This is a genomic window from Microbacterium sp. NPDC080220, assembly GCF_040686395.1.
GTDB classification, from domain to species: Bacteria; Actinomycetota; Actinomycetes; order Actinomycetales; family Microbacteriaceae; genus Microbacterium; species Microbacterium gawkjiense.
On record NZ_JBFBOP010000012.1, the window covers coordinates 27520 to 47506 of the forward strand.

Annotated in this window: 18 protein-coding genes; 8 read left to right on the forward strand and 10 right to left on the reverse strand. The window is 67.2% G+C overall.

Features of this window, described 5'->3' with window-relative positions; genetic code table 11:
• Positions 1-31: 31 nt before the first annotated feature.
• From AB0P29_RS15070 to AB0P29_RS15115, 10 genes are all read right to left on the reverse strand, one after another.
• Positions 32-2143, reverse strand: coding sequence for an FtsK/SpoIIIE domain-containing protein (locus AB0P29_RS15070; RefSeq protein ID WP_005052740.1), 2112 nt, complete (start codon positions 2141-2143; stop codon positions 32-34).
• A 664-nt stretch (positions 2144-2807) separates the two neighbouring features.
• The gene (locus AB0P29_RS15075; RefSeq protein ID WP_005052738.1) at positions 2808-3401 is read right to left on the reverse strand and encodes a hypothetical protein; all 594 of its coding nucleotides are present in this window, start codon (positions 3399-3401) and stop codon (positions 2808-2810) included.
• A 126-nt stretch (positions 3402-3527) separates the two neighbouring features.
• Complete coding sequence (locus tag AB0P29_RS15080) at positions 3528-4775, reverse strand: M23 family metallopeptidase (RefSeq protein ID WP_005052737.1); 1248 nt, start codon at positions 4773-4775, stop codon at positions 3528-3530.
• Positions 4776-4781: 6 nt separating this feature from the next.
• Positions 4782-6812, reverse strand: a complete 2031-nt coding sequence (locus AB0P29_RS15085) for a hypothetical protein (RefSeq protein WP_005052735.1) — start codon at positions 6810-6812, stop codon at positions 4782-4784.
• On the reverse strand, positions 6809-9331 hold the full coding sequence (locus AB0P29_RS15090) for an ATP-binding protein (protein ID WP_005052733.1): 2523 nt from the start codon (positions 9329-9331) through the stop codon (positions 6809-6811). Before AB0P29_RS15090 ends, AB0P29_RS15085 begins: the two co-directional genes overlap by 4 nt.
• A 14-nt stretch (positions 9332-9345) precedes the next feature.
• The gene (locus AB0P29_RS15095; protein WP_005052730.1) at positions 9346-9561 is read right to left on the reverse strand and encodes a hypothetical protein; all 216 of its coding nucleotides are present in this window, start codon (positions 9559-9561) and stop codon (positions 9346-9348) included.
• Between the two features lie 2 nt (positions 9562-9563).
• Positions 9564-10139: a hypothetical protein gene (locus AB0P29_RS15100; protein WP_005052728.1), complete on the reverse strand. Its 576-nt coding sequence runs from the start codon at positions 10137-10139 to the stop codon at positions 9564-9566.
• A gap of 10 nt (positions 10140-10149) precedes the next feature.
• On the reverse strand, positions 10150-10473 hold the full coding sequence (locus tag AB0P29_RS15105) for a hypothetical protein (protein WP_005052725.1): 324 nt from the start codon (positions 10471-10473) through the stop codon (positions 10150-10152).
• A gap of 16 nt (positions 10474-10489) precedes the next feature.
• The gene (locus AB0P29_RS15110; RefSeq protein ID WP_005052723.1) at positions 10490-11479 is read right to left on the reverse strand and encodes a conjugal transfer protein; all 990 of its coding nucleotides are present in this window, start codon (positions 11477-11479) and stop codon (positions 10490-10492) included.
• On the reverse strand, positions 11479-11715 hold the full coding sequence (locus AB0P29_RS15115; protein WP_005052720.1) for a hypothetical protein: 237 nt from the start codon (positions 11713-11715) through the stop codon (positions 11479-11481). Before AB0P29_RS15115 ends, AB0P29_RS15110 begins: the two co-directional genes overlap by 1 nt.
• A gap of 312 nt (positions 11716-12027) precedes the next feature.
• Here AB0P29_RS15115 and AB0P29_RS15120 point away from each other — a divergent pair, with 312 nt between their 5' ends.
• The 8 genes from AB0P29_RS15120 to AB0P29_RS15155 all read left to right on the forward strand — a co-directional run bounded on the left by AB0P29_RS15120 (position 12028) and on the right by AB0P29_RS15155 (position 19937).
• The gene (locus AB0P29_RS15120; RefSeq protein ID WP_005052717.1) at positions 12028-12792 is read left to right on the forward strand and encodes a hypothetical protein; all 765 of its coding nucleotides are present in this window, start codon (positions 12028-12030) and stop codon (positions 12790-12792) included.
• Between the two features lie 856 nt (positions 12793-13648).
• On the forward strand, positions 13649-14323 hold the full coding sequence (locus AB0P29_RS15125; protein WP_005052715.1) for a ParA family protein: 675 nt from the start codon (positions 13649-13651) through the stop codon (positions 14321-14323).
• A 1-nt stretch (position 14324) separates the two neighbouring features.
• Positions 14325-14924 carry a hypothetical protein gene (locus AB0P29_RS15130; RefSeq protein ID WP_005052713.1) on the forward strand — a complete coding sequence of 200 codons (600 nt, stop codon included), beginning with the start codon at positions 14325-14327 and terminating at the stop codon, positions 14922-14924.
• Positions 14925-15042: 118 nt separating this feature from the next.
• Entirely contained in the window at positions 15043-15735 is a 693-nt protein-coding gene (locus tag AB0P29_RS15135; RefSeq protein ID WP_005052710.1) for an SAF domain-containing protein, read from the forward strand.
• Between the two features lie 6 nt (positions 15736-15741).
• Positions 15742-16569 carry a hypothetical protein gene (locus AB0P29_RS15140; protein WP_005052708.1) on the forward strand — a complete coding sequence of 276 codons (828 nt, stop codon included), beginning with the start codon at positions 15742-15744 and terminating at the stop codon, positions 16567-16569.
• A complete protein-coding gene (locus tag AB0P29_RS15145; RefSeq protein ID WP_005052704.1) occupies positions 16566-18191 on the forward strand; it encodes an ATPase, T2SS/T4P/T4SS family in 1626 nt (541 codons plus the stop codon). The genes AB0P29_RS15140 and AB0P29_RS15145 overlap by 4 nt, the downstream gene beginning before the upstream one ends.
• Before the next feature lies 1 nt (position 18192).
• Positions 18193-19059: a type II secretion system F family protein gene (locus tag AB0P29_RS15150; RefSeq protein ID WP_005052702.1), complete on the forward strand. Its 867-nt coding sequence runs from the start codon at positions 18193-18195 to the stop codon at positions 19057-19059.
• Entirely contained in the window at positions 19056-19937 is an 882-nt protein-coding gene (locus AB0P29_RS15155) for a type II secretion system F family protein (protein WP_005052700.1), read from the forward strand. Before AB0P29_RS15150 ends, AB0P29_RS15155 begins: the two co-directional genes overlap by 4 nt.
• Positions 19938-19987 lie beyond the last annotated feature (50 nt).

Consider the following 19987-nt stretch of genomic DNA (forward strand, 5'->3'; position numbering starts at 1 on the left):
TAGGCCCGCAGCATCATGACGGCCACGACGATCAGGCTGCTTCGGGTCGGCGGTAGCTGATCACCGAGTTGTCGAAGAGCGTCAGCAGCCCGTCCTCACCGCTGTCGAGGTCGCGGTATTCGATCGCGAGGTACTCGTCGTCGACGACGTCGGGCTCCACTCCTTCGACCACTCCCCACAGCCCCAGAGTCGCGTCGACGAGCAGGAGATCTCCGACCTCGAGCTCCACCGCGGGGCCCTCGAGGGATTCGCCGTATCCGTCGCCGTCAGCGGCCGCGTCGACGTCCGGTGCATCGTCGTCGACTTCGGGCACGAACCGGACCCGTTCACGAGAGTCCAGTGGGGTGACATTGGAGGGTCGAAGCGCGTCGTGCTTGGTCGTCGACGGTACCGATGCATCCCAAGCGACAATCTCGGCCGAGGACCACTGGAAGTAGTCGGGCTCGAGCTCCTCCCCCTCGCCGTCGTCGGTGAGCTCCGCTTCCGGGTCGCGCACCATCATCCGCTCGTAGTCGGCAGCGTCGGGACGCAGCGCCGCCAGGTGATCCCAGTCCGCCTTGTCGGTGGAGTCGAGCTTGGCGGGGTCGGGGGTGTAGAACGCCTGAATCTCGACGGGCTGAGATTCGGCGTTCAGAGTGACACCGCGGCCACGCTTGTTGCGAGGGATCGCGACACCGACCGCGAAGCTGTCCCACATCATGTTGGCGCCCTGCGGGGAGAGACGACCGAAGCTGACGCGGGCGCCGAAGTTGTCTCGCATCTCACCGCCGAGGAACTCGACGTCGGGGCGCTGCAGACCGAGCAGGATGTGGATCTTCGCCGACCGTGCCAGTCGCGCGAGATCGGAGAGCAGATCGAGAACGGGGGCCTGCGCCGGCGCACCCTTCGGCTTCACCGTCTTGTACCAGCGCTGCACGCGCGCCTTGAACGTCGCGTACTCGTCGATGATCAACGCGAGGGGGTCGAAGTCCTCGAGCCGGGCCGTGCCGTTCTCGAGCTGCGAGTACCGCTCCTCCATGAGCTCGTGCGCAGCGTGCAGCATCCGCACCTGGTGCTCCACCCGCGCGCCGACGAGCTCGACGTTGGGCCAGTCCCGGAATCCGGCGAACTCGATCCGCTTCCCATCGAGTACCCACACCCGCCAGTGAGCGTGCGCGAGATGGGTGAGCACCGTGTGCTGGAAGCTGGTCTTTCCCGATCCGGTTCCACCGATGACGAGGCAATGCGGGGAGACCGCCGGATGCCACGACTGGATCTGACCGTCTTCGTCAGGACCGATCGGGATCTTGAACGCCTTGTAGGCGGCGTGGGTGAGTGCGGCCGCGGGCTCCACTTCGTGCAGGACCATGTCGGGCATCGTCGGTCGGACCTCGAACGTGATCTTGTCGCCCTCGAGATCCCAGTGCGCACGCCACCGGCCAGGGAGCATCGAGGAGACCACCTTCTCGACCTGGGAGCGCCGCGCCGCGATCGCCATCTTCGGTCCCACGTTGTGCTTGACGTCGATCTTCGAGACCGAGCCGTCATCGGCACTCTTCACCGAGACGCTCGCGGTCGGGTCGATGACCAGCTTGACGACCTCGATCGCGCGCTGCTGCTCACGGGAGACCGGATCACTCACGGGTGCGAGCTCGACGACGAGCACGCACCGCCTCGAGTTGTGCTTGCGTACCCGGTACTCGGCACCAAGCCTGCGTGCAAGGCCTGCGAGGATCTGGTCGACGAAGCGGGGGTCGGTGTCATCGACGTGCGAGGCGTACCGGATCTTGATGCGCTCCGGGAGGCCCACCCATCCACGAGTCCACTTCACCGGCACGACGAGAGCACGGGTTGGCTGTGCCGCACCGAGCATCGGAAGGACCGCCTCGATCGCCGGGTCCATCCGCCCTTCCCGTTGGAAGGTCCGCACGCCGGATGCGACCGCGCCGGCGGCGAGCAACACGGCCACGACCCACACCAGCGGGATCAGATCGGTGAACGGGCGCACCGCGTTCAACCCGGTGGCGGCGGTCGCCAGTGCGATGCACAGCAGCGCCGGGATGATCCCGGTCAGCTGACGCCGAGGAAGAACACCCAGAGCCACCGTCGCCGGTGCAGGTGGGCGCGCCGGCGGACGAGATGCCACACGAGTTGTCGTTGCCATTCGAGCCTCCTGAGTGGGCCGAGTACTTCACGACCCTCTTGCGAGGTATAGGCCGGAGATCTGCTCCTTCGCGGACATCGCGGATTCTCCCCGCGTCTGACGCACTCGTGATGTCCCCTGTGCAAGAGTGTGCTCGAGGAGATCGCCACGGCGGCTGGAAAGGGTTATTGCGCCACATCGCGGCGCAGACCAGCGCAATACCTCCGCCACACCCGCGCTTGACACGGGTGATAGGATCAAGCCCGATCGGCGTTCTGCCGCAGGCACGGTTGTCGAATCGAGCTTGAACCCCTCCCCCTGGGAAATATTTCCAGCAGGCACACCCGCGCAGTTATGTGTCGTGTCTCACTCCAGTTGTCCGATTCTCACGGACCTGTCGAGTCGTCTCACTCCACTTGTCGGATTCTCACTCCAGTTGTCCGATGCTCGGCGCGCCGCGTAGTGCTGCTTCGAGGCGGGAGCAGCAGGGTCGGATTCGTGACAACTCGTGTGAGACAGACCGCTCTGCCGGGACTGCACCGCGAATGAGAGAAGTCCCGGTCAGCCCATCCGAGATCCGACAAGTCAAGCGAGATCCGACATTATGGCGCAATACTGCGCCGCACATCGGCGGCATACTGCACCGCACACCCGGTGCAACACGTCGCCGTGGCGCGGAGTCGGGTCAGTCGTTGGAGTCGGTCGGCGGGGTCTGCGCCTGTCGCCGGCGCTCCCACTCGCCTCGCAGCCATTCGCCCTGTCGTTGTGCTGCAGCGCGGCTGATCCCTCGCGCCTTGGCCGGCGCCGGCGGGAACGGGGCACCCTCGTTGTAGAGCTGCTCAAGGCGGTCGGCTTCCCGCATGAAGGCGACCTCGACGAGACCGGCCAGCGCGGGCGCACCCTCCGGCTCATCCCTCGTCGACCACCACGCAGCCTTGAGGCGCGCGTGCAGCGCGACCGGCAGGTAGTAGGTCTGATGGCGGTATCCCGCGGCTCCTCTTGGGTTCACACCCTGGGCACGGTCGGGGGCAGGAGGGAAAGGGGAGCCGGCGTTGTAGAGCTGCTCGAGGCGGTTGGTCTCGCGGCCGATGGCGACCTCGACGAGACCGGCCAGCGCGGGCGCACCCTCCGGCTCATCCCTCGTCGACCACCACGCAGCCTTGAGCCGTGCATGCAGCGCGACCGGCAGGAAGTATGCGATCGAGCGGTAGCCGGTGGCCGACACTGACCCGGCGGGTCGGTCGGTGTCACCAGCGGCGTTGACATCTGTTGAGGGCACGAGTCACCGTCTGGGTGGGAGAGGCTTCGGCCCCGTTTCGGGCCGGGGCTGCCCCCAGCCTACAGGCCGGTTTCCAGGCCGTCAGGAGGGTTACATGCCGCGAGTTGACTCGGTTTTCCAGGGGGGTCAGAGGCGTCGGCAAGTGCCGTCTGTGGGACAGATCTCGATGCCATACAGGCGGAGGAACTCTTCGGGGTTCACGTAGCCGGCGTACTGCGAGGGGGCACCGAGTGCAGTCGCCTCCTGCAGCCCGGCGACGGCCTGATTCGTCGTCCCGTTCTTGTTGACGGCCAGGTGCAGGTGGCATCCCCCACTGGGCGGCACGTTCCCGACGACACCGATCTGCTGGCCGGCGGTGACGGTGTCTCCGACGTCGACGAGCCGCTCGCTCTTGTACATATGCAGGTAGGACACCACGAACCCATCGGGGTGCTTGATCGACAACCACAGTGAGCTGCTGAGAGTCACCGTGCCCGGCAGGACCGCGTAGACAGGGTCGCCGCACGGGTTTGGCCAGCGCTGCAGGTCGATTCCGACATGCCAACTCGACGCACCCGGAACGGTGATGTCGCGCGGCCCGTAGCCGGAGGTCATCTGGTAGCCGGCCGCAAGGGGGAAAGCGGCCTGCCCGACGACAGTGCTGCTGTCGCAGCTGATCGACCCGCCGACCGCGGTGATGATCTGCTGTGCTGCGGGCTCCCACTTGTCGTAAGCGGTCGGGTATGCGGAGACCTGCACGGTCTGCGCGGCCTCCCCCAGCCCCATGTCCTCCCAGCCGGGGATGTCGAGCAGCCCACGCGGCGATCCGCCGTTGGGGCCCTCCTCGCCGCCGAAGAACGCCTTGGCTGCGTAGAGGGGGTCCATGAGCTCCTCGACGGTGCCCCAGCCCGACACACGCTGCTGGAAGTAGTTGACGGAGTCGTGGTCGCTGCCGACCGCGTCGTGCGGGTAATCGAGGGACTCAGGCACGGAGGAGTTGGCGTACATCTTCAAGCCGGACTCCTGCAGCGCGGTCATGATCGCGATCTGCTGGCCCCGCGCGGACACGCCCAGTGAGCGGGCGACCGAGAGGATGGTGGCCGCGTGGCCGAGCTCCGTCGCACCGAGGGTGCGGGTCGATCCTCCTGTGGTCTGGACCTCGAGCTTGTCGGTGGTCAGCGACCCCGCGGTGCACTGCGACGACCCACCGCCGGAGGCGCCGGCGATCGCCATCATCAGGAACATCGTGTAGCCGGCGAAGAGCACCACCGGCACCAGCACGAGCGCGATCACCCAGAGGACGACCTTGCGCGAACCACCACCGTCCCCGTCGTCTCCCCCATTGACGGCGCCGGCGACGTCGGCAGAGCGCTCGAGTACTCCCGATGCGGACATGCGGGGTTACTTCTGTGCGATCGCGAGCCGGGCGCGCATCTCACCGCTGCGCGGAGAGCGAGGCGCGCGCGCCGGCAGGGACGAGATGTCGACGACACCTGACGAGGGGCGCCGTTCGATGTGTCCCATGCCCGAGGAGTCGACGACGATCCGTCGAGGACCGTCCGGGGTGCGCGTGGGCGCCGGGCCCTGGTCGACGACCATCGAGACCACCTTCGGGTCGCCCGCAGCTCGCGGCTTGCTCGCGCCTGCCGCGGCCGCGGAGACAGCCTTCGACGCTCCCTTGCTCGCGACTCGGCCACCGACCTCGAGCGCCGCGGCGCCGGCGGCGCCGGCCACACCGCCCGCTGCGGCACCCTTGCCGATCCGCGCGGCCGTGAAGACCAGGTCCGCGGTCTTCGAGGCCTTGGCGGCAGCACCCGCGCCAGCGCCGCCCCCAGAGCCCATCTGAGGCGACGGGAGGGCGGGACGGCTCGGTGAGCCGCCAGAGGGCGTCGAGGGCGGCTTGGGAGCCGCGGGCGGGCGTGTAGCGGTCATTGTGCCGATGTCCTGCGCAGCCCCCGCGCCGAAGTTGATGGAGCGCGCGTCGACCTTGTTGTCAGGGCGACGCAGCGCCGCGGCCGCGACGGTGGATACGGCGCTCATCGCCGCGACGGTCTTGACCCCGTCGCGCTGCGCCGGCGCGCCCTTGCCGATGCCGTACTTGGAGAGCTGCTCGGCGATCGACCGGCCGGTCTTCTTGGCAATGCGACGCGCTCGGATGATGAGGAACAGCAGCACGATCATCACCAGCGTCGCAAAGGTCATCTGCGCGACGAGCGGGATTCCCAGGCTGCTGAGCCCGGTGATCGCTGCGACGGTGAGCTTGAGGACGGCCGCCATGACGACTGCCATGAAGACGATGGCGACCAGGCCCATGAAGGTGTCGGCGAGGGACTTCCACAGCGGGTATCGGTTGACCGGGAGGATCCCGATGTAGACGTTCCACATGGTCTTGAGTGCGGAGATCAGGAAGCCGAGAACCGTGACTAGGAACAGCACCCCGAAGGCCATCGGCAGGATGAACAGGGTGAGCGCTCCGGGGGTCATCGTGACGGCCGTGAGCACCTGGCCGAAGTTCGGATTCTGGTTGAACGTCTTCGCCGCCTCGTCGCACCCGCCGACCGCGTCACGGACCTCGTTGCCGCCGGTCTGGATGGGCGCCGAGTTGGTCATCGTGTCGGTGAACGTCGCGGCGCACTGCCCCTCGAGGGCGTGGCCGAACGCGATCGTCTGCGCAGGGATCTTCACGAAGATGTCGACCAGCTGCGACGTGACCGCAGCTGACAGCAGGTTCTCGGAGTCGAGCTCCGTGCTGTTGATGTCGTCGGTGACGACGACGGCAGCGATCTGACCGCCGTACTCCTGGGCGGTGTCGAATGCTCCGCCTGCGGCGGTGAGCGAGGCGATCGGGTTAGCGAGCAGACCGGTCGCCAGCACCGCACAGCACGCAGAGATGAACAACTCCGCCCACCCGGTGGAGTGCCGGCCGAGCATGATCGCCAGGCCCGCGACACCGCCGGCGATCGTCAGCGCGAACGGGATCCATGCGATCTCGCCGAGGAAGTCCTGCAAGAGGTCGGCCAGCGCGCCGAACGGTGCCGCGACGATGTCGACCCACTCGAAGGAGAGCAGCCAGTTGCAGAACCAGATCATCCACGACACCAGACCCAGATGCCCGGTCCAGATCGGGTCGATCCACATGGAGATGAAGAACTTCCCCATCGTGAACACATCGCCGCGGTCCAGTGGAAGCACCGTGTAGTTGGTCAGCGGGACGCCGTCGCTGTCAGTGATGTCGCCGCCGAGCATGAACGGGGACGAGCCGCCGCCGTCAGCGGCGAAGGCCCAGTACGTGTTGCCGAACAGGACCAGGAACAGGTCGATCAGGACGACGGCGATGACCTTGCTCCACCGCGGGTGATCGTGCGCCCAGAAACGGACCCGCCAGAACGCGCCGCCCAGAGTCTCGAAGGTGTGCCGGTAGAAGGTGATCATGGTGTCACCAGAGACGGGGTCGACAGCACGGCTTCGCGGCGGTCGGGGCGCTCGGGCAGCGTCTTGCGGAACTTCCCGATTCGACCGCGCTGGTCACGGATCAGTCCCTCGCCGCGCCGCTCCGGGGCGACCTTTCCGTCCGCCCCGAGCGGGGACAGGTCTTCGGTGACCACCTGGACCATCGCCGGGTCCGCGGGCTCGCCGGTCAGCCACTCGATCGCGCGGCGAGCGAGCTCCTTGTCGGTCTGGCGCATCACGTAGCGGGTCTTGAGCAGGCCTCGGGTCTGGGTTTCTCCGAAGTCGGCGGGGTCGTGCGAGCCGAGGGCGAAGAACGCGCGGTGCTTGCGACCGTCGCGGATGCCGATGCGCAGGTCGCGCTCTCCCTCCGGTGACTGGGTGATGTGGTGGCACTCGTCGAAGTAGGCGCCGGCGAGCTCGCCGGGGTTCATGAAGCAGACCTCGCGGGAGATCCCCATGAGCATCGCGTACATGGCGCGGCCGTAGATCTTTTCCAGGGGCATCTCCTCGAACAGGTGCGCGTGCTCGAGCTCGGTCTTGTCTGGCAGCGACAGCCCATGGGTGAGGAAGACCAGGGCACGCGATTTCAGGTCGACAGCGGTCAGCCCGTCATTGAAGAGAACCTCGCCGATGTCCTTCGACGCGACCAGGTTGATCAGGCCCGACAGCTCATCGCTCTCCGCCGAGGAGATCGTCTTGAGGTGCGCCCGCAGGCGACCGAGGCTGGTGATGTCGTGCGCGGCGACGTACTCCGGCTCGAGGAGGCGGGACAGGGCGACGCCTCGGGAGTCGCGGGCCCGGATGCCGAGCATCACCGCGAAGAGCGACTGCACCATGCGTGCGCCGACGAGAGGGCCGAACACCCGCAGCGGGTCCAGCGAGTACTCCGGGGTCATCAGGTCAACGATCGTCGTGGTGTCCGGCCGGAGGCTCTGCGCGAAAACCGCGTACTCCTTGGCCTCTGTGCGGTCGATCGCGACGACGCGGCCGTTGCGGTCGACCGTGTCGCCCATGTCTCCCTTGAGCAGCACGCTCTTGCCGGCGCCGAGCTCGGCGACCACGCCGAAGCTGGCGCTGGTGTCGGCCTGGATACTGCCGTCCGCGTCGCGGAGGATCGGGGTGTGCCGGGCGGTGCTGATGTTCTCGCCGAAGCGGGCGCCCTTCTCGTCTCCGAGCTCGTTGCTGGAAAGCGGAACGCCGGTCGCGAACTCCCGGCCCGTCGTGATCTGGGTGAGCTCACGGACGATGCGCCCGGTGGGCGTGCCGGGGATCATCGCCCACCAAAGCTCCTCCTGACCTCCCAGGGGAGCCTCGAGGAGGAAGTCAGCGCGCTTGTACTCGTCTGCCACGAACCGGCCCTTAGCCTTCGCGAGATCGGCGGTATCTGCCCCCACAGCGAACAGCACCGTCGCCTGAACCTCGACCTCCTTATCGGAGCGGTTGAGGGAGGCGTGGTAGGCGGCCAGCGTCTCCGCGATCTCTCCGAGGTCGGATCCGCCGCCGGTGATCGTCGCGGTGCCCTCCTGGTGCTTGTACTGCTCCTCGAGGGCGGTTTCGGCCTTCTTGTTGCGACGCTTGACCTCGTCGGCGCCGGTGACGGTGAAACGGATCCCCCAGTCGACGTCAAGGGGGAACTGGTCGACGTGTGAGATCCACTCGACGCCGGGCGAAACCCAGCCGGCCTTGGGTGCGGCGACCATGGCCTGCACCACCTGGTAGGACGACGTCTCGTCCGCGTAGGGGCTGTGCACCTTGAGGTAGCGGCGCTTGAACGGGAGGAACTGCTGCCCCTTGGGAAGGTCGCTCTGTCCGCCTTCGTCGAGCCATGGGTTCGGCATCGCGGAGGGCATCTGGAAGTGCGCGAGCTCGTCGACGCCGAATCCGTCCTCGGTACCCTCGGCGGGCGGGACAGGGGCGGCGAGATCTGCGGAGAGGCCGCGCTGCTGCGAGTGAAGGGCGATCCAGATCTGCTCGGCCGGCGTTGCACGGGTCGGCTGGAACGCGGCCGGGATGCGAACCTCGATCTCCTTGGCCATCCGCGCGGCCGCAGCGATCTCGGAGTCGGTAGGCAGCTGACGGGGAAGAGCCAACGTGTCGCGCAGCTTGGTGTCGGCGGCGCGCACTGCCGACCTCGCGCGAGCCTTCATCGAACCGGCCGCGAGCGGGACCGAGAACCAGAACGCGCGCGTTCCAAGCGGGATCTGCTCGAGCGCGTCCAGGGTCAGCTCGACCTCGCGCGCCCAGTCCGGACACTCGTCGATGCGAACACCGTCCAGCATCCGCTCCACGACAGACACCGGATCCAGGTCAGCGCACAGCCCCAGCAGCAGTCCCTCGCCCCGGTGCGCCTGGAAGAGCGCCTGGTGGTGCGCCTTGACGAGCTGCTTTGCCGCCGTGGTGGCGTAGGCATACGGGAGCGGCTGCAGCCGCCACGTAGCCCAGACCACGCCCGAGCGGGTCCACATCAGGTTGCTCGTCATCGCTGTTGCCGGAATCTGCATCGTCGTCTCGTTTCTCAGTCGGTCGGCGTGGCCAGCAGCAGATCGCGACCGCCGCTGAGGGGTGCCGTGATCGGCGTGCCGCCGAGGATGGGGAGGAGGGCTGCGTAGCTCGTGGTAGCGGGGTCCGCACAGATCGGCCCACGCGCGGTCTCCGCCTTGACCACGAGGGTCTTGATGACGTAGCCGCGGCCTCGGCCGATGATGCCGAGCGGGATGTCGGTGTTGTTCATGGTCAGTTGCCTCCTCGGGCTTGCTGCAGCAGGCGCTCGACGCCGCTGACCGCGTGTGCGGGTGCGTGCGCCGGCAGCGGCGTCGAGCGCGGCTGCAGGACCGGCTGCGCCACGACGGGCGCTTCCGGTGCGGGTGCGGTGGTCTCGCTATCCGGGGTGGTGAGCGTGGCTCCGACCGGCTCGGCGATCGTTGTTCCGCCGCCTGCGAAGTGGGGCGGGCGAACCCGCATGGTCACTCCGCGGTAGCGGCCGGCTGCGGGGCGGGTCATCGCGGACAGGCCGCTGGTGATGATGCTCAGCAGGTTCCGGCGTGTGGCCGGGATCCTTCCGGCTCCCCACGCTGCTCCCCAGGACACGAAGGCAGCGACGGGGATATCGACGATCGGAGAGCCAGTCCCCCACACGCTCTGCGTCAGCAGGGCGACGACCAGGACGATCGCCAGGACGACGCCCTGCGTCAGCGTGTAGGGGCCCCCGGGGATCTTCGTGCCGTCGTGGAGACGGCCGATGAACTTTGGGAACCGGCGGCTGCGCGTGTAGAAGCGCGCAACCTCTCTCTCTTCGTCGCGATCGGCCACGTTCGCCCCTTTACGCGACCAGCCGGTAGACCGTGTCGCCGGCCGCGGTGGTGGTCTCGTTGAGCACCAGGGCGTCCGCCGGAGCTGCGATCTGATGGATCGTGACTCCGATGGCGTCGACGGTCTCGGTCTGGATGAGGCCCATGACCCACTCGCCACCGCCGGCGGCGAGGAACATGGCCAGGCCGCACGCGATGCCGGTGATGATGGTCGTCGCCATGGCGAACCGCACCTTGGCGGCGACGACGAAGAAGATCACTGCTGCTGCGAGAAACACGACCGCCCGGAAAGCAGTCGTCGCATCAGCGGTGATCCCGTTGATCCAATCGAACATGGTTGGTGTTCCTTCCTTAGTTGCCGTTACCGGACGGTGTCGGCGTGGGGGTTGTCGATCCCTTGTCGGAGACCGCTTGCGGTGCAAGATCAATGGCGCTGACCTCCCAGCGGGAGGCACGCGCGGTGAGGGTGAGCGTGTACGTCGAGGTCACTTGCTGGTCCAGCGGGCTCAGCAGTGAGACGGTCGCGAGCACCTTGAGGGTGTCGCCATCGCTCGGGGACTCCGTAGGCGTCAGGTCTGACCGCATCTCCTCGACGTTGACCATCACGTAGGGGGCGGGCGAGATCGCCACGAAAGATGTGTCCGGGGCGCTGTATCGGGACAGGTCACCCGAGCCGGCAAGGTACGCGCCGAGGAACGCCGACACTGTCTCCGCGGACGGGTCAGAGGATCCGATGGTCTGCTTGTAGACCAGCGACGTTGTCTCGCCCTGGACGGGAGCGGAGATCTGGGCCGGGAGACCGACTGCCCTCACCGTGTCCCCGTTGACCGCGATCGCCACCTGGAAGTAGCGGCGCGGCCAGCTCGTCGTGCTGGTGTCGTCGGAGTCCGTCACCGACAGCTCCTTGATGTTCGCCGCGACGACGACGTTGACGAAGTCCGAGCCGTCGACGGGCGTGATGGAGACCACGGACAGGTCGCGGTACTCCCAGGCCGTGACCGACAGCTGCCGCAGCGCCGCCAGGTCGACGTAGGTAGCCAGGTCGCCCGGTGCGTCCTTCGTCGCGCTCAGCCACGAGGAGACGAAGCCCTCCGCGTAACCGCCGGCAGCCTGCTGCTGCGTGCTCAGTCCCGCTGCCTGCGCCTCGGGCGCTGCGGCGACGACGGGCGCCGGACGTGCGGCCGCGGCGAAGAGCGCGATAGGCCCACACGCGATCGCGGCGAACAGAAGCGCGGACAGCAGCTTGCCGCCCAGCTGCCGACCATGGGTCCAGCTGCTCCCCTGTGCCGGGACGGTCTTCGTCTCCTTGGCCGGCTTCGACGTCTTCTCACGACGCGCCATTATGCAGCTCCTCCCACTCGCAGCTGCGCCACCCGCAGAGCTGCCGGCACCGCTGCCGAAAGCTCCTCAACCGCCTTCACCACGCGACCATGCGTGGAGGGGTCGAAGGGTGCGTCGAGAGTGCTCGCCACTGCTTCCTCGAACCCCTGGCGCGCACGGATCGCGCGTGCAGCGTCGGGCTTGAATCCTTCCCACATGGCGTCGTCGGCGCTGTCTGCGGTGCTGCTCTCGCTCACGTTTCTGTCCCTTCCGCGGAGTCCTGATGCCTCCCGACCAACGGGGGCATATCTGTATAGGCCGGGTTTTCGGCCCTTCGCGGACATCGCGGATCGAAGAAATCTTGCGTGGATATTGCGCCCATGCAGCGAGGCATGGAAACCGCCCCTGAACAGGTATTTACAGCATCGGATCGCAACTCAGATCCACCGAAGCCAGCATCCGCCGATCGGGCGCTCTCCTGCCCGGCCGGAACTTTCCAGGATCTGAACCAGGGGTGCTGAGGAACGTGGCCCTTCGTCAACCGACGTCACGACGAAGGGCCATTTCTCATGACTGCTTGGGCGAAGACATCACCTCTTGCCGACCAGCTGTTCGATGAGTGGAACAGCTTCCACTCCCACACCACTCACCACTTCGGAACGCTCGGCGAGCTGACTGGCGATGAGGCCGTGAACCTCATCCGGCAGCCGCAAGCTCCCGAACAGCGCGACGCGCTCCTGCTCGAGCTGCTCACCCTCGAGCACGCCGGCGATACCATCGCCGGCCGCGTCCTGCTCAAGTCGTTCATGCCGCTCGCGCTGCGGCTGCCGAGCAGCTGCAGCAGCATGCGCAGCCTGTGGCAGCACTCCCCCGCCGACGCCCGTACCGCGACGATCGGCGTGCTCTGGGAGGTCATTCACACCTACCCGCTCGAGCGGGTCCACTCCGTCTCCGGAAACATCCGCCTCGAGACGATCAAGAACCTCGGAGTCTGGTTCGGCAGCGAGCACAGCGTCGACGCAATGCCGGTCGAAGACGAGCTGCTCGAGAAGATCGCAGGCCCCGACGAGAGCGATGACGTCTTCCGGGATCTGGTGACGATCCTCACCTGGGCGATCGACTCCGGCACCCTCCGCCGCGACGAGGTCCAGCTGCTTGCTCGCATCGAGCTCGCGGAGGGTGATCCCGGTGTGGCGCGTGAGGAAGCAGCTGTCGAGCTCGGCGTCAGCCGGGAGACGCTCAACCGCCGAGTGTGCCGAATCCGCACCAAGCTCATGCAGGCCGTCAGCGGCGACATGGAGGCCAAGGTCTCCTACGCCCCGCGCCGCAGCTGAGCCAACCCGCCATCCAGGGGGCAAGCGCAGTCGACGAGTCGAGCGCTCCCCACAGGCCGGAGCAACACTCCCGCTCCGCCCCCCCAGACAGACAGGGCCTCTGGATGGCCCCCAGGGGCCCTGTCTTCCCCTCCGCCTCACTCGGAGCCCTCCTCATGGCCGAAATCGCCTCAGCAGGCCGCACAGGCCCGTCTACGCCCGCATCCATCGTTTGGATGCCCCACCACGACTCCATGACCAGCCCTCGCGACACCGCGCACCCCACCATCGCCAGCGCCGCGCTACACACGCGCCACCCCGCCGCCATGCTCTGCGCTGTACCCTCGCAGCAACACCGCGATAGCCTCCGCCACTCCCCCGCCAGATCACCGCATCACTTGCGCGATACGCTGAGCAACCCCCGCGCCATACCCGCGCCAGCCATCCGCAATATCAACTGCAATATTCGCGCTATTACATCGCCCTACCCGCGCATGCTGTTGCGCTCTAACGTGCGCATTACGAGCGCCCGGCTGTCGCCTGTACGGCCCCTTACTTGCGCATTGCTTGTGCCCGTATGTAGCCACTATGGCGCGGGTCTTGTTTTAGATGATGCGCACTGTCAAGCGCTCTGCTTGCGTTGTTCTTGCACCGACAGAGCGCGTTCATCGCACAGTTCTAGCGCCGTAGCTCCACATGCTCTAGCGCATGTGTCGCGCCAGACACGCGCGATTGTTGTTGCATATAGGCGTGAATGTGACGCTATACTGGCGCCCATGAACCCGCCACAGTTGCCCCATACCCGCGCCACACATCCGCACACCGCGCGCTCGACTGGCGCGACCGCTGCCAACGCCCTCAGCCGTGGAGGCCGATCGTGAGAATCATCGGCGTCTGCAACCAGAAGGGCGGGGTGGGCAAGACCACCACCGTCATGAACCTCGCGGCCGCGCTGTCCCGCGCTAACAATGTGCTCGTGGTCGACGTCGACCCGCAGCAGTCCGCAGCACGCTGGGCCGAGCGCGCGGGGGATGACCTTCCGTTCGACTTCGCCGCCGACGTCGACCCCAACAACATCATGGGATTGCGTGACCTCGACGGATACGACATCGTCCTCGTCGACACACCTGGCAGCCATGAGAACACCGGCGTTCTCACCGCAGTCCTGCAGGTCGCCGACTTCATCGTCCTGCCGCTCGAAGCGGCCACCATGGCCATCGAGTCCGTCGCGGACACGCTCGCCGAGCACATCATCCCGACTGGGGTGCCCTACCGACTCCTGCTGAACAAGATCGACACCCGCCGAGGCGGGCGGCGACTCGAGGACTGGGAAGAGCAGCTCGACACCGTCGAGTTCATCGAAGGACAGATCGGACTCCCGCGGTTCCAGCGTCACATCCGCCTGTCCGCGAGCATCGAGGACGCTCCCTACGACGGCAAGGTCGTCACGCAGTACACCGATTCCCGCAAGAACCAAGCAGCGATCTCCGACTACACCAGTGTCGCGTTGGAGCTCACATCGCTGTGGGCCAACCAGATGAAGGAGGCCTGACGTGGCACGCCAGGATCTCGGAAAACTCACCCGCCGCGCCGTGCCGACGCCGGCTCCCGCAGAACCCGTGGAGCCCACCGTCGACCAGGCTCCGCCCACCGAGCCCGTCCCTGCAGCGGCGGTCGAACCTGCGGCCGCTCCTGCGAAGAAGCAGGCGCCGCGCAAGCAGCCGACTCGCACGACCCGCGCGGAGGACGAAGACGGGGGAGAGGGGGAGGAGCGGGAGACCGCGACCAAGGGCGTCCCTGTCCACCTTCCGGTCCCGCTGAACGACCGACTGCAGGCGTACATGGCCAAGACGCGCAAGAGCCACCAGACGGTCCTCCTGGACGCCGTCTCGGCCACCTATAAGCGTCTTCCTGAACTGATCCGCCAGGCCACCGCCGGCGGAGAAGAGACTGACGAGGACTGGACGGATCTGTTCAACCGGCAGAAGCGTCCCGCCCCCGTCACTGATGCGGGGCCTCGCGTCAAGCACACCGTGCGCGTTGCCCCGTCGTACCGCGCGATCCTCGATCGCGTCACCGCTGAACTCGATGCTCCCTCCCGGAACTTCGTCATCATCACCGCCTACGAGGCATTCCTTCCGCCTCTCGAATAGACGGTGCGGTGTCCAGCTACAGCAGAAGACCAGCTGTCGCGACAGCGGTATATGAGACACTCACCGAACTGCTTAGACACCTACGCCACATCCGCCCACGTTGAAGGACTGACTTCCAATGACCACCACCACTGACCGCAAGAGCAAGCGCACGAAAGACACCACCGAGCAGGGCGAGCAGAAGCAAGGACTCACTCCTGCAGTCCTGCAGCCGACGAAGTCTCGCCGGCGCCCCGCGATCATCGCCCTCGGCATCGCGCTTGTCCTCCTCGGCGGAATCGGCGTGTGGTGGGTCACCACGAACCTCACCCGCACCGTCAGCGTCATGGCGACCAGCGTCGATGTCTCACGCGGGGAGACGATCACCACAGACGACCTCACGACCATCCAGCTCGCCGGCGGGCAGCAGGTCGACGCCGTCTCCGCCGCGGATGCCGCCGACCTCGTCGGAACCACCGCGCTGGTCGACCTGCCCGCTGGCACCCTCATCACGTCGGCCAACACCGGCGACACCCTCGCGGTGCCGTCCGGCTCCTCGATCGTGGGCGTCACGCTCACCCAGGCGCAGATGCCCGGCTACCAGCTCGCAGCAGGCGACAACGTCCGTGTCGTCGAGACCCCCGTCACTCAGGGCGACCCGCCCGTCGAAACCCCCAAGAGCTTCGACGCCACGGTGTTCACCGCCACCTACGACACTGAGACCCAGGTGTGGGTTGTCGACCTGGTCGTGCCGAACCGTGAAGCACCCGACATCGCCGCTCGTGCCGCCACCGGCCGTGTCGCGCTGGTCATCGACTCGACGGGGGAGTGACCCCGCATGGCGATCATCTTCCTTGCCAGCGCGTCCGGCGCCCCCGGCGTGACCACCGCCGCCGGCGCCCTGGCCCTCAACTGGTCCAAGCCCGTGATCCTCGTCGAGGCTGACACCACCAAGACCAGCAGCATCATCCCCGGACTCATCCGCGGGCAGGTCTACCACAGCACCGGACTGACCGAAGCGGCCGTCGCAGACCAGTACGGCGCTCTGACCCCTGACAAGCTCTGGGAGCAGACCGTCGAGCTCAGCCCCCGCTCAGTGCTCATCCCCGGCTTCAAGAGCCTGCAGGGCGCCGCCGGCGCGGGCCCCCACTTCTGGCGGGCACTGCTCGACGCGCTGCGACCCTACGAGTCCGCCGGTTACGACATCCTCGTCGACGGCGGGCGCCTCCACGTCAACGACCCTCGTCTCCCGCTACTGCGCGAGGCGGACAGCATCACCCTGTTCACCGATCGCACGTTGCCCTCCGTGGCAGCCGTGCTCGCACACTGGCGATCCCTCGACGAGAACCGCAACACCGTCCCCGAGTGGCTGCTGAACACGCTCAACGAGATCGGGCACGCCAGCTACGTGGATCTCCTCGTTACCGAACGCTCCACCACGCAGGAGACCTGGCCTCTCAAGACCGTCACCAAGCAGATCGGCATGAACCTGCTGGGCACCATCCCCTGGGATCCGAAGGGCGCCGCTATCTACTCGGTCGGCGCACCCACCCTCGGTGCCCAGCGCACCCCCTACTCGCGGGCCATCGGCGCACTGCTGCACAGCTACAGCGATGTCCTCAACACCCGCACATACACAACCACCGACTGGGAGGGACAGCAGTGAGCGACTCCACGCCCGACCCTGCAGACCTGGGCAACATCCCGTTCTTCACCGCGCCAGCACCGGCCACCGCGCCGGCACCGGCAACACCGCAGGCACCAACGACCGCACCGGCCGACACGGGCCTGCGCAACCTGGGACACGCCGCCGCGCACCTGACCCGTGCGGCGCAGCGGAACGCTCCGGCCGAAGCCGCCCCCACGACACCTGCTGCTCCGATCGTGCCGACACCGCCCTCCACCCCCGAACGGCCTGCACCCGAGGTCACTCCGCAAACCACCCTCGACGCGCGCAGCGATCTGCCCTGGGCCGACATCGCCGCCATTCGCGACGAGGTCTCCCGTGAGCTCGCCGCGGTATTCAGCGAGTCCATGGACATCACTGCCGAGCAGCGCGAGCAGACAGCGCAGGACCACATCGTTGACCGGGTCCGAGCTCGCGTCGACGACCAGACCCGACGCCCCGGCGAGGGCCGCTGGCCGGCGCCGATGCAGACCGCGATCCGGCAGGCCGTCTTCGACCAGCTGTTCCGCCTGGGTCGGCTGCAGCCGCTCGTCGACGAGCCCGACGTTGAGAACATCCACATCAACGGGTTCGACGACGTCTGGATCTCCTACGCGGACGGCCGCGTGGTCAAGTACCAGTACCCGATCGCCGAGAATGACCGTGAGCTCGAGCGAGAGATCAACCTGCTCGCCGCCCGCTCGGGTGAGGGCGGACGATCGTTCACGAGCGCCCGGCCGCGACTGCACATGGACCTGCCCGGCGGAGCGCGCCTGGCAGCGATCGCCGAACCCGTCGCCACCCGCCCCACGATCGTCATCCGTATCCACCGCCTCGTCGACGTCACCCTCGACCAGCTCGTGGAGCGCGGCACCATCACCCGCCAGGCGGCAGCCTTCCTCCGCGCGGCCGTCATCGCCGGGGTCTCCGTCGTCACCAGCGGCTTCCCCGGCGCAGGCAAGACCACACTGCTGCGCGCGCTCGCCGACTGCATCCCGGCCGAGGAGAAGATCGTCACAATCGAGATGGAGCGTGAGCTCTACCTTCACAAGATCAACGACCGCCACCCTCGAGTGGTCTCGCTCGAGGCGAAGCCGGGGGAGGGGGAGCGTGGCGCCGATGGGCGGCTGCCTGGTGAGATCACCCCCGAAGACCTGGTCTACGACACCCTCCGACTGGACACGCAGCGCTTCATCGTTGGTGAGGTCCGCGGGCCTGAGATCTACGCCATGATGCAGGCCATGCAGTCCGGTGTCGGGTCGCTGTCCACTCTGCACGCCGCCAGCGCAGACGACTCGATCGACCGCATGTCGGCGCTGATGCTGTCGCGCGGCAACAACACGACCCCCGTGTACGCCTACCGGATGATCGAGCAGAACATCAAGATCGTGGTGCAGATCTCGAAGATCATCGACCCCGCTACCGGCAAGCCCCGCCGCGTCGTCACCGAGATCGCCGAGATCCTGCCCGGCGAGGAGCAGAACAACTCCCGCCCTGTGGCTTCTCAGGTGTTCCGCTTCGACCGATCCACCGGCAGCCTCATCACCGCTGACATGCCATCGCCGCGGCTCCTCGAGGAGCTCAAGTTCTACGGCTTCGATCCCGCGAACCTGGGAGTGTGAGATGACTACCGCAACCCTCGCTCTGTGCATCATCGTCGCGGTGGCCGGCGCGATCCTGGTCATCCTCGGCGCCGCCCATAAGCCCAGCACCAGTGGGCTGCCCACGCGCAGCGCACTTCGCGGGAAGGCGACACGCGACTTCACCCGCACGCAGCAGATCCAGCTCGTCGGCGGCGCCGCGGTCGGTCTGGTGTTCGCGCTGATCACCGGATGGTGGCTGCTCGTGATCGCGGTGCCCGTCGCCGCTGTCGGCCTGCCATGGCTGCTGCAGAAGGGCCCCGAGGAGAACACGATCGCCAAGCTCGACGCCCTCGAGTCCTGGACCCGCAGCCTCGCCGGCCTCACCGTCTCCGGTGCCGGCCTCGAACGCACCATCGCCGCATCGCTGAGCAGCTGCCCCGAAGCGATCCGCCCACAGGTCACGCAGCTCGTCGCGCGCATCAACGCCCGGTGGACCACCACCGCGGCGCTGCAGGCGTTTGCCGACGATCTCAACGACGAGACCGCGGACGTGCTCGTGATGCATCTTCTCCGCAAGGCCGAGCTCCGCGGCTCCGGTCTCGCCGCCTCGCTCGAGGATCTCGCCAAGAGCATCTTCGAGCGGGTCAAGATGCGCCGACAGATCGAAGCCGACCGCGCCACCCCGCGCAACGAGGCCAGGTTCGTCGTCTACTTCACCGTCGCGCTGCTCGTACTTCTGGTCCTCGCCCAGCAGTACTCCGCCCCCTACGGCACCCCGATCGGTCAACTCCTGTTCGCCGCGTACCTCGTCAGCTACGCCCTCGTACTGCTGTGGATGCGACGCATCAGCCGCGGCGTGCCGGCACCCCGTCTGCTCGTTGCCTCCGAGAAAGCTGGTGAGAAGTGAACCTCGCACTAATCGTCCTCCCTGGCCTCGTCCTGGGGCTCGGCTTCGCGCTGGTCATCGCCGCACTGGTGCCCACCCAGCCCAGCCTCTCCGCAGCGCTCGATCGGATCGGCACCACCACCGTCGCCGCCGACCCCGCCTACGCCGCCACCCTTGAGAACCGGGTAGGCTCAGCCGTCCTCCGTCGCGTCGGCGACAGCCCCTCGCTCAAGATCCCCACCCGCGATCTGCGCCTGATCGGCATGAGCGTCAACCGGTTCCTGTACCAGAAGGTGCTCTCCGCCGGCCTCGGCCTCATCGCCCCCATCGCGATCGGACTGATCTTCCAAGTCCTCGGCCTGACCGCGTTCTACATCCCCGCACTGTTCGGCATCCCCCTCGCCATCGGCGGCTGGTACCTGCCCAACCTGCTCGTCCGCGACCAAGCCGAAGCCGCCCGCAAGGAGTTCTCCCGCTCGGTCGCCGTCTACATGGAGCTCGTCGGATCCGAACGCATCAGCGGCGCCCCTCCCGGCAAAGCCCTCGAGTCCGCAGCCCAAGTCGGACGCAACTGGGCCTTCGTCCGTATCCGCCAAACCCTCACCGAAGCCCGCTACGCCGGTACCGCCCCCTGGGACGCGCTCGAGCAGCTCTCCGTCGAGATCAACGTCCCCGACCTGGGTGAAATCGCCAAGGTGATCAGGCTCTCAGGGGAGCAAGGAGCATCGGTATATGAGACACTCAGGGCACGGGGGCAGAACCTCCGGGACCGACTTCTGAATGACGAAGTGACGGAGGCGAACAAAGCAACCAACAAGATGACCATCCCGATGACCCTCACCGGCGTCCTCTTCATGCTCCTCCTCGGCACACCGTTCGTTCTCAACGCTTTCTTCTGAAAGGTTGTTTATCCACCGATGTCCGCGAAGGCTCCAAACCGGGGCCTATA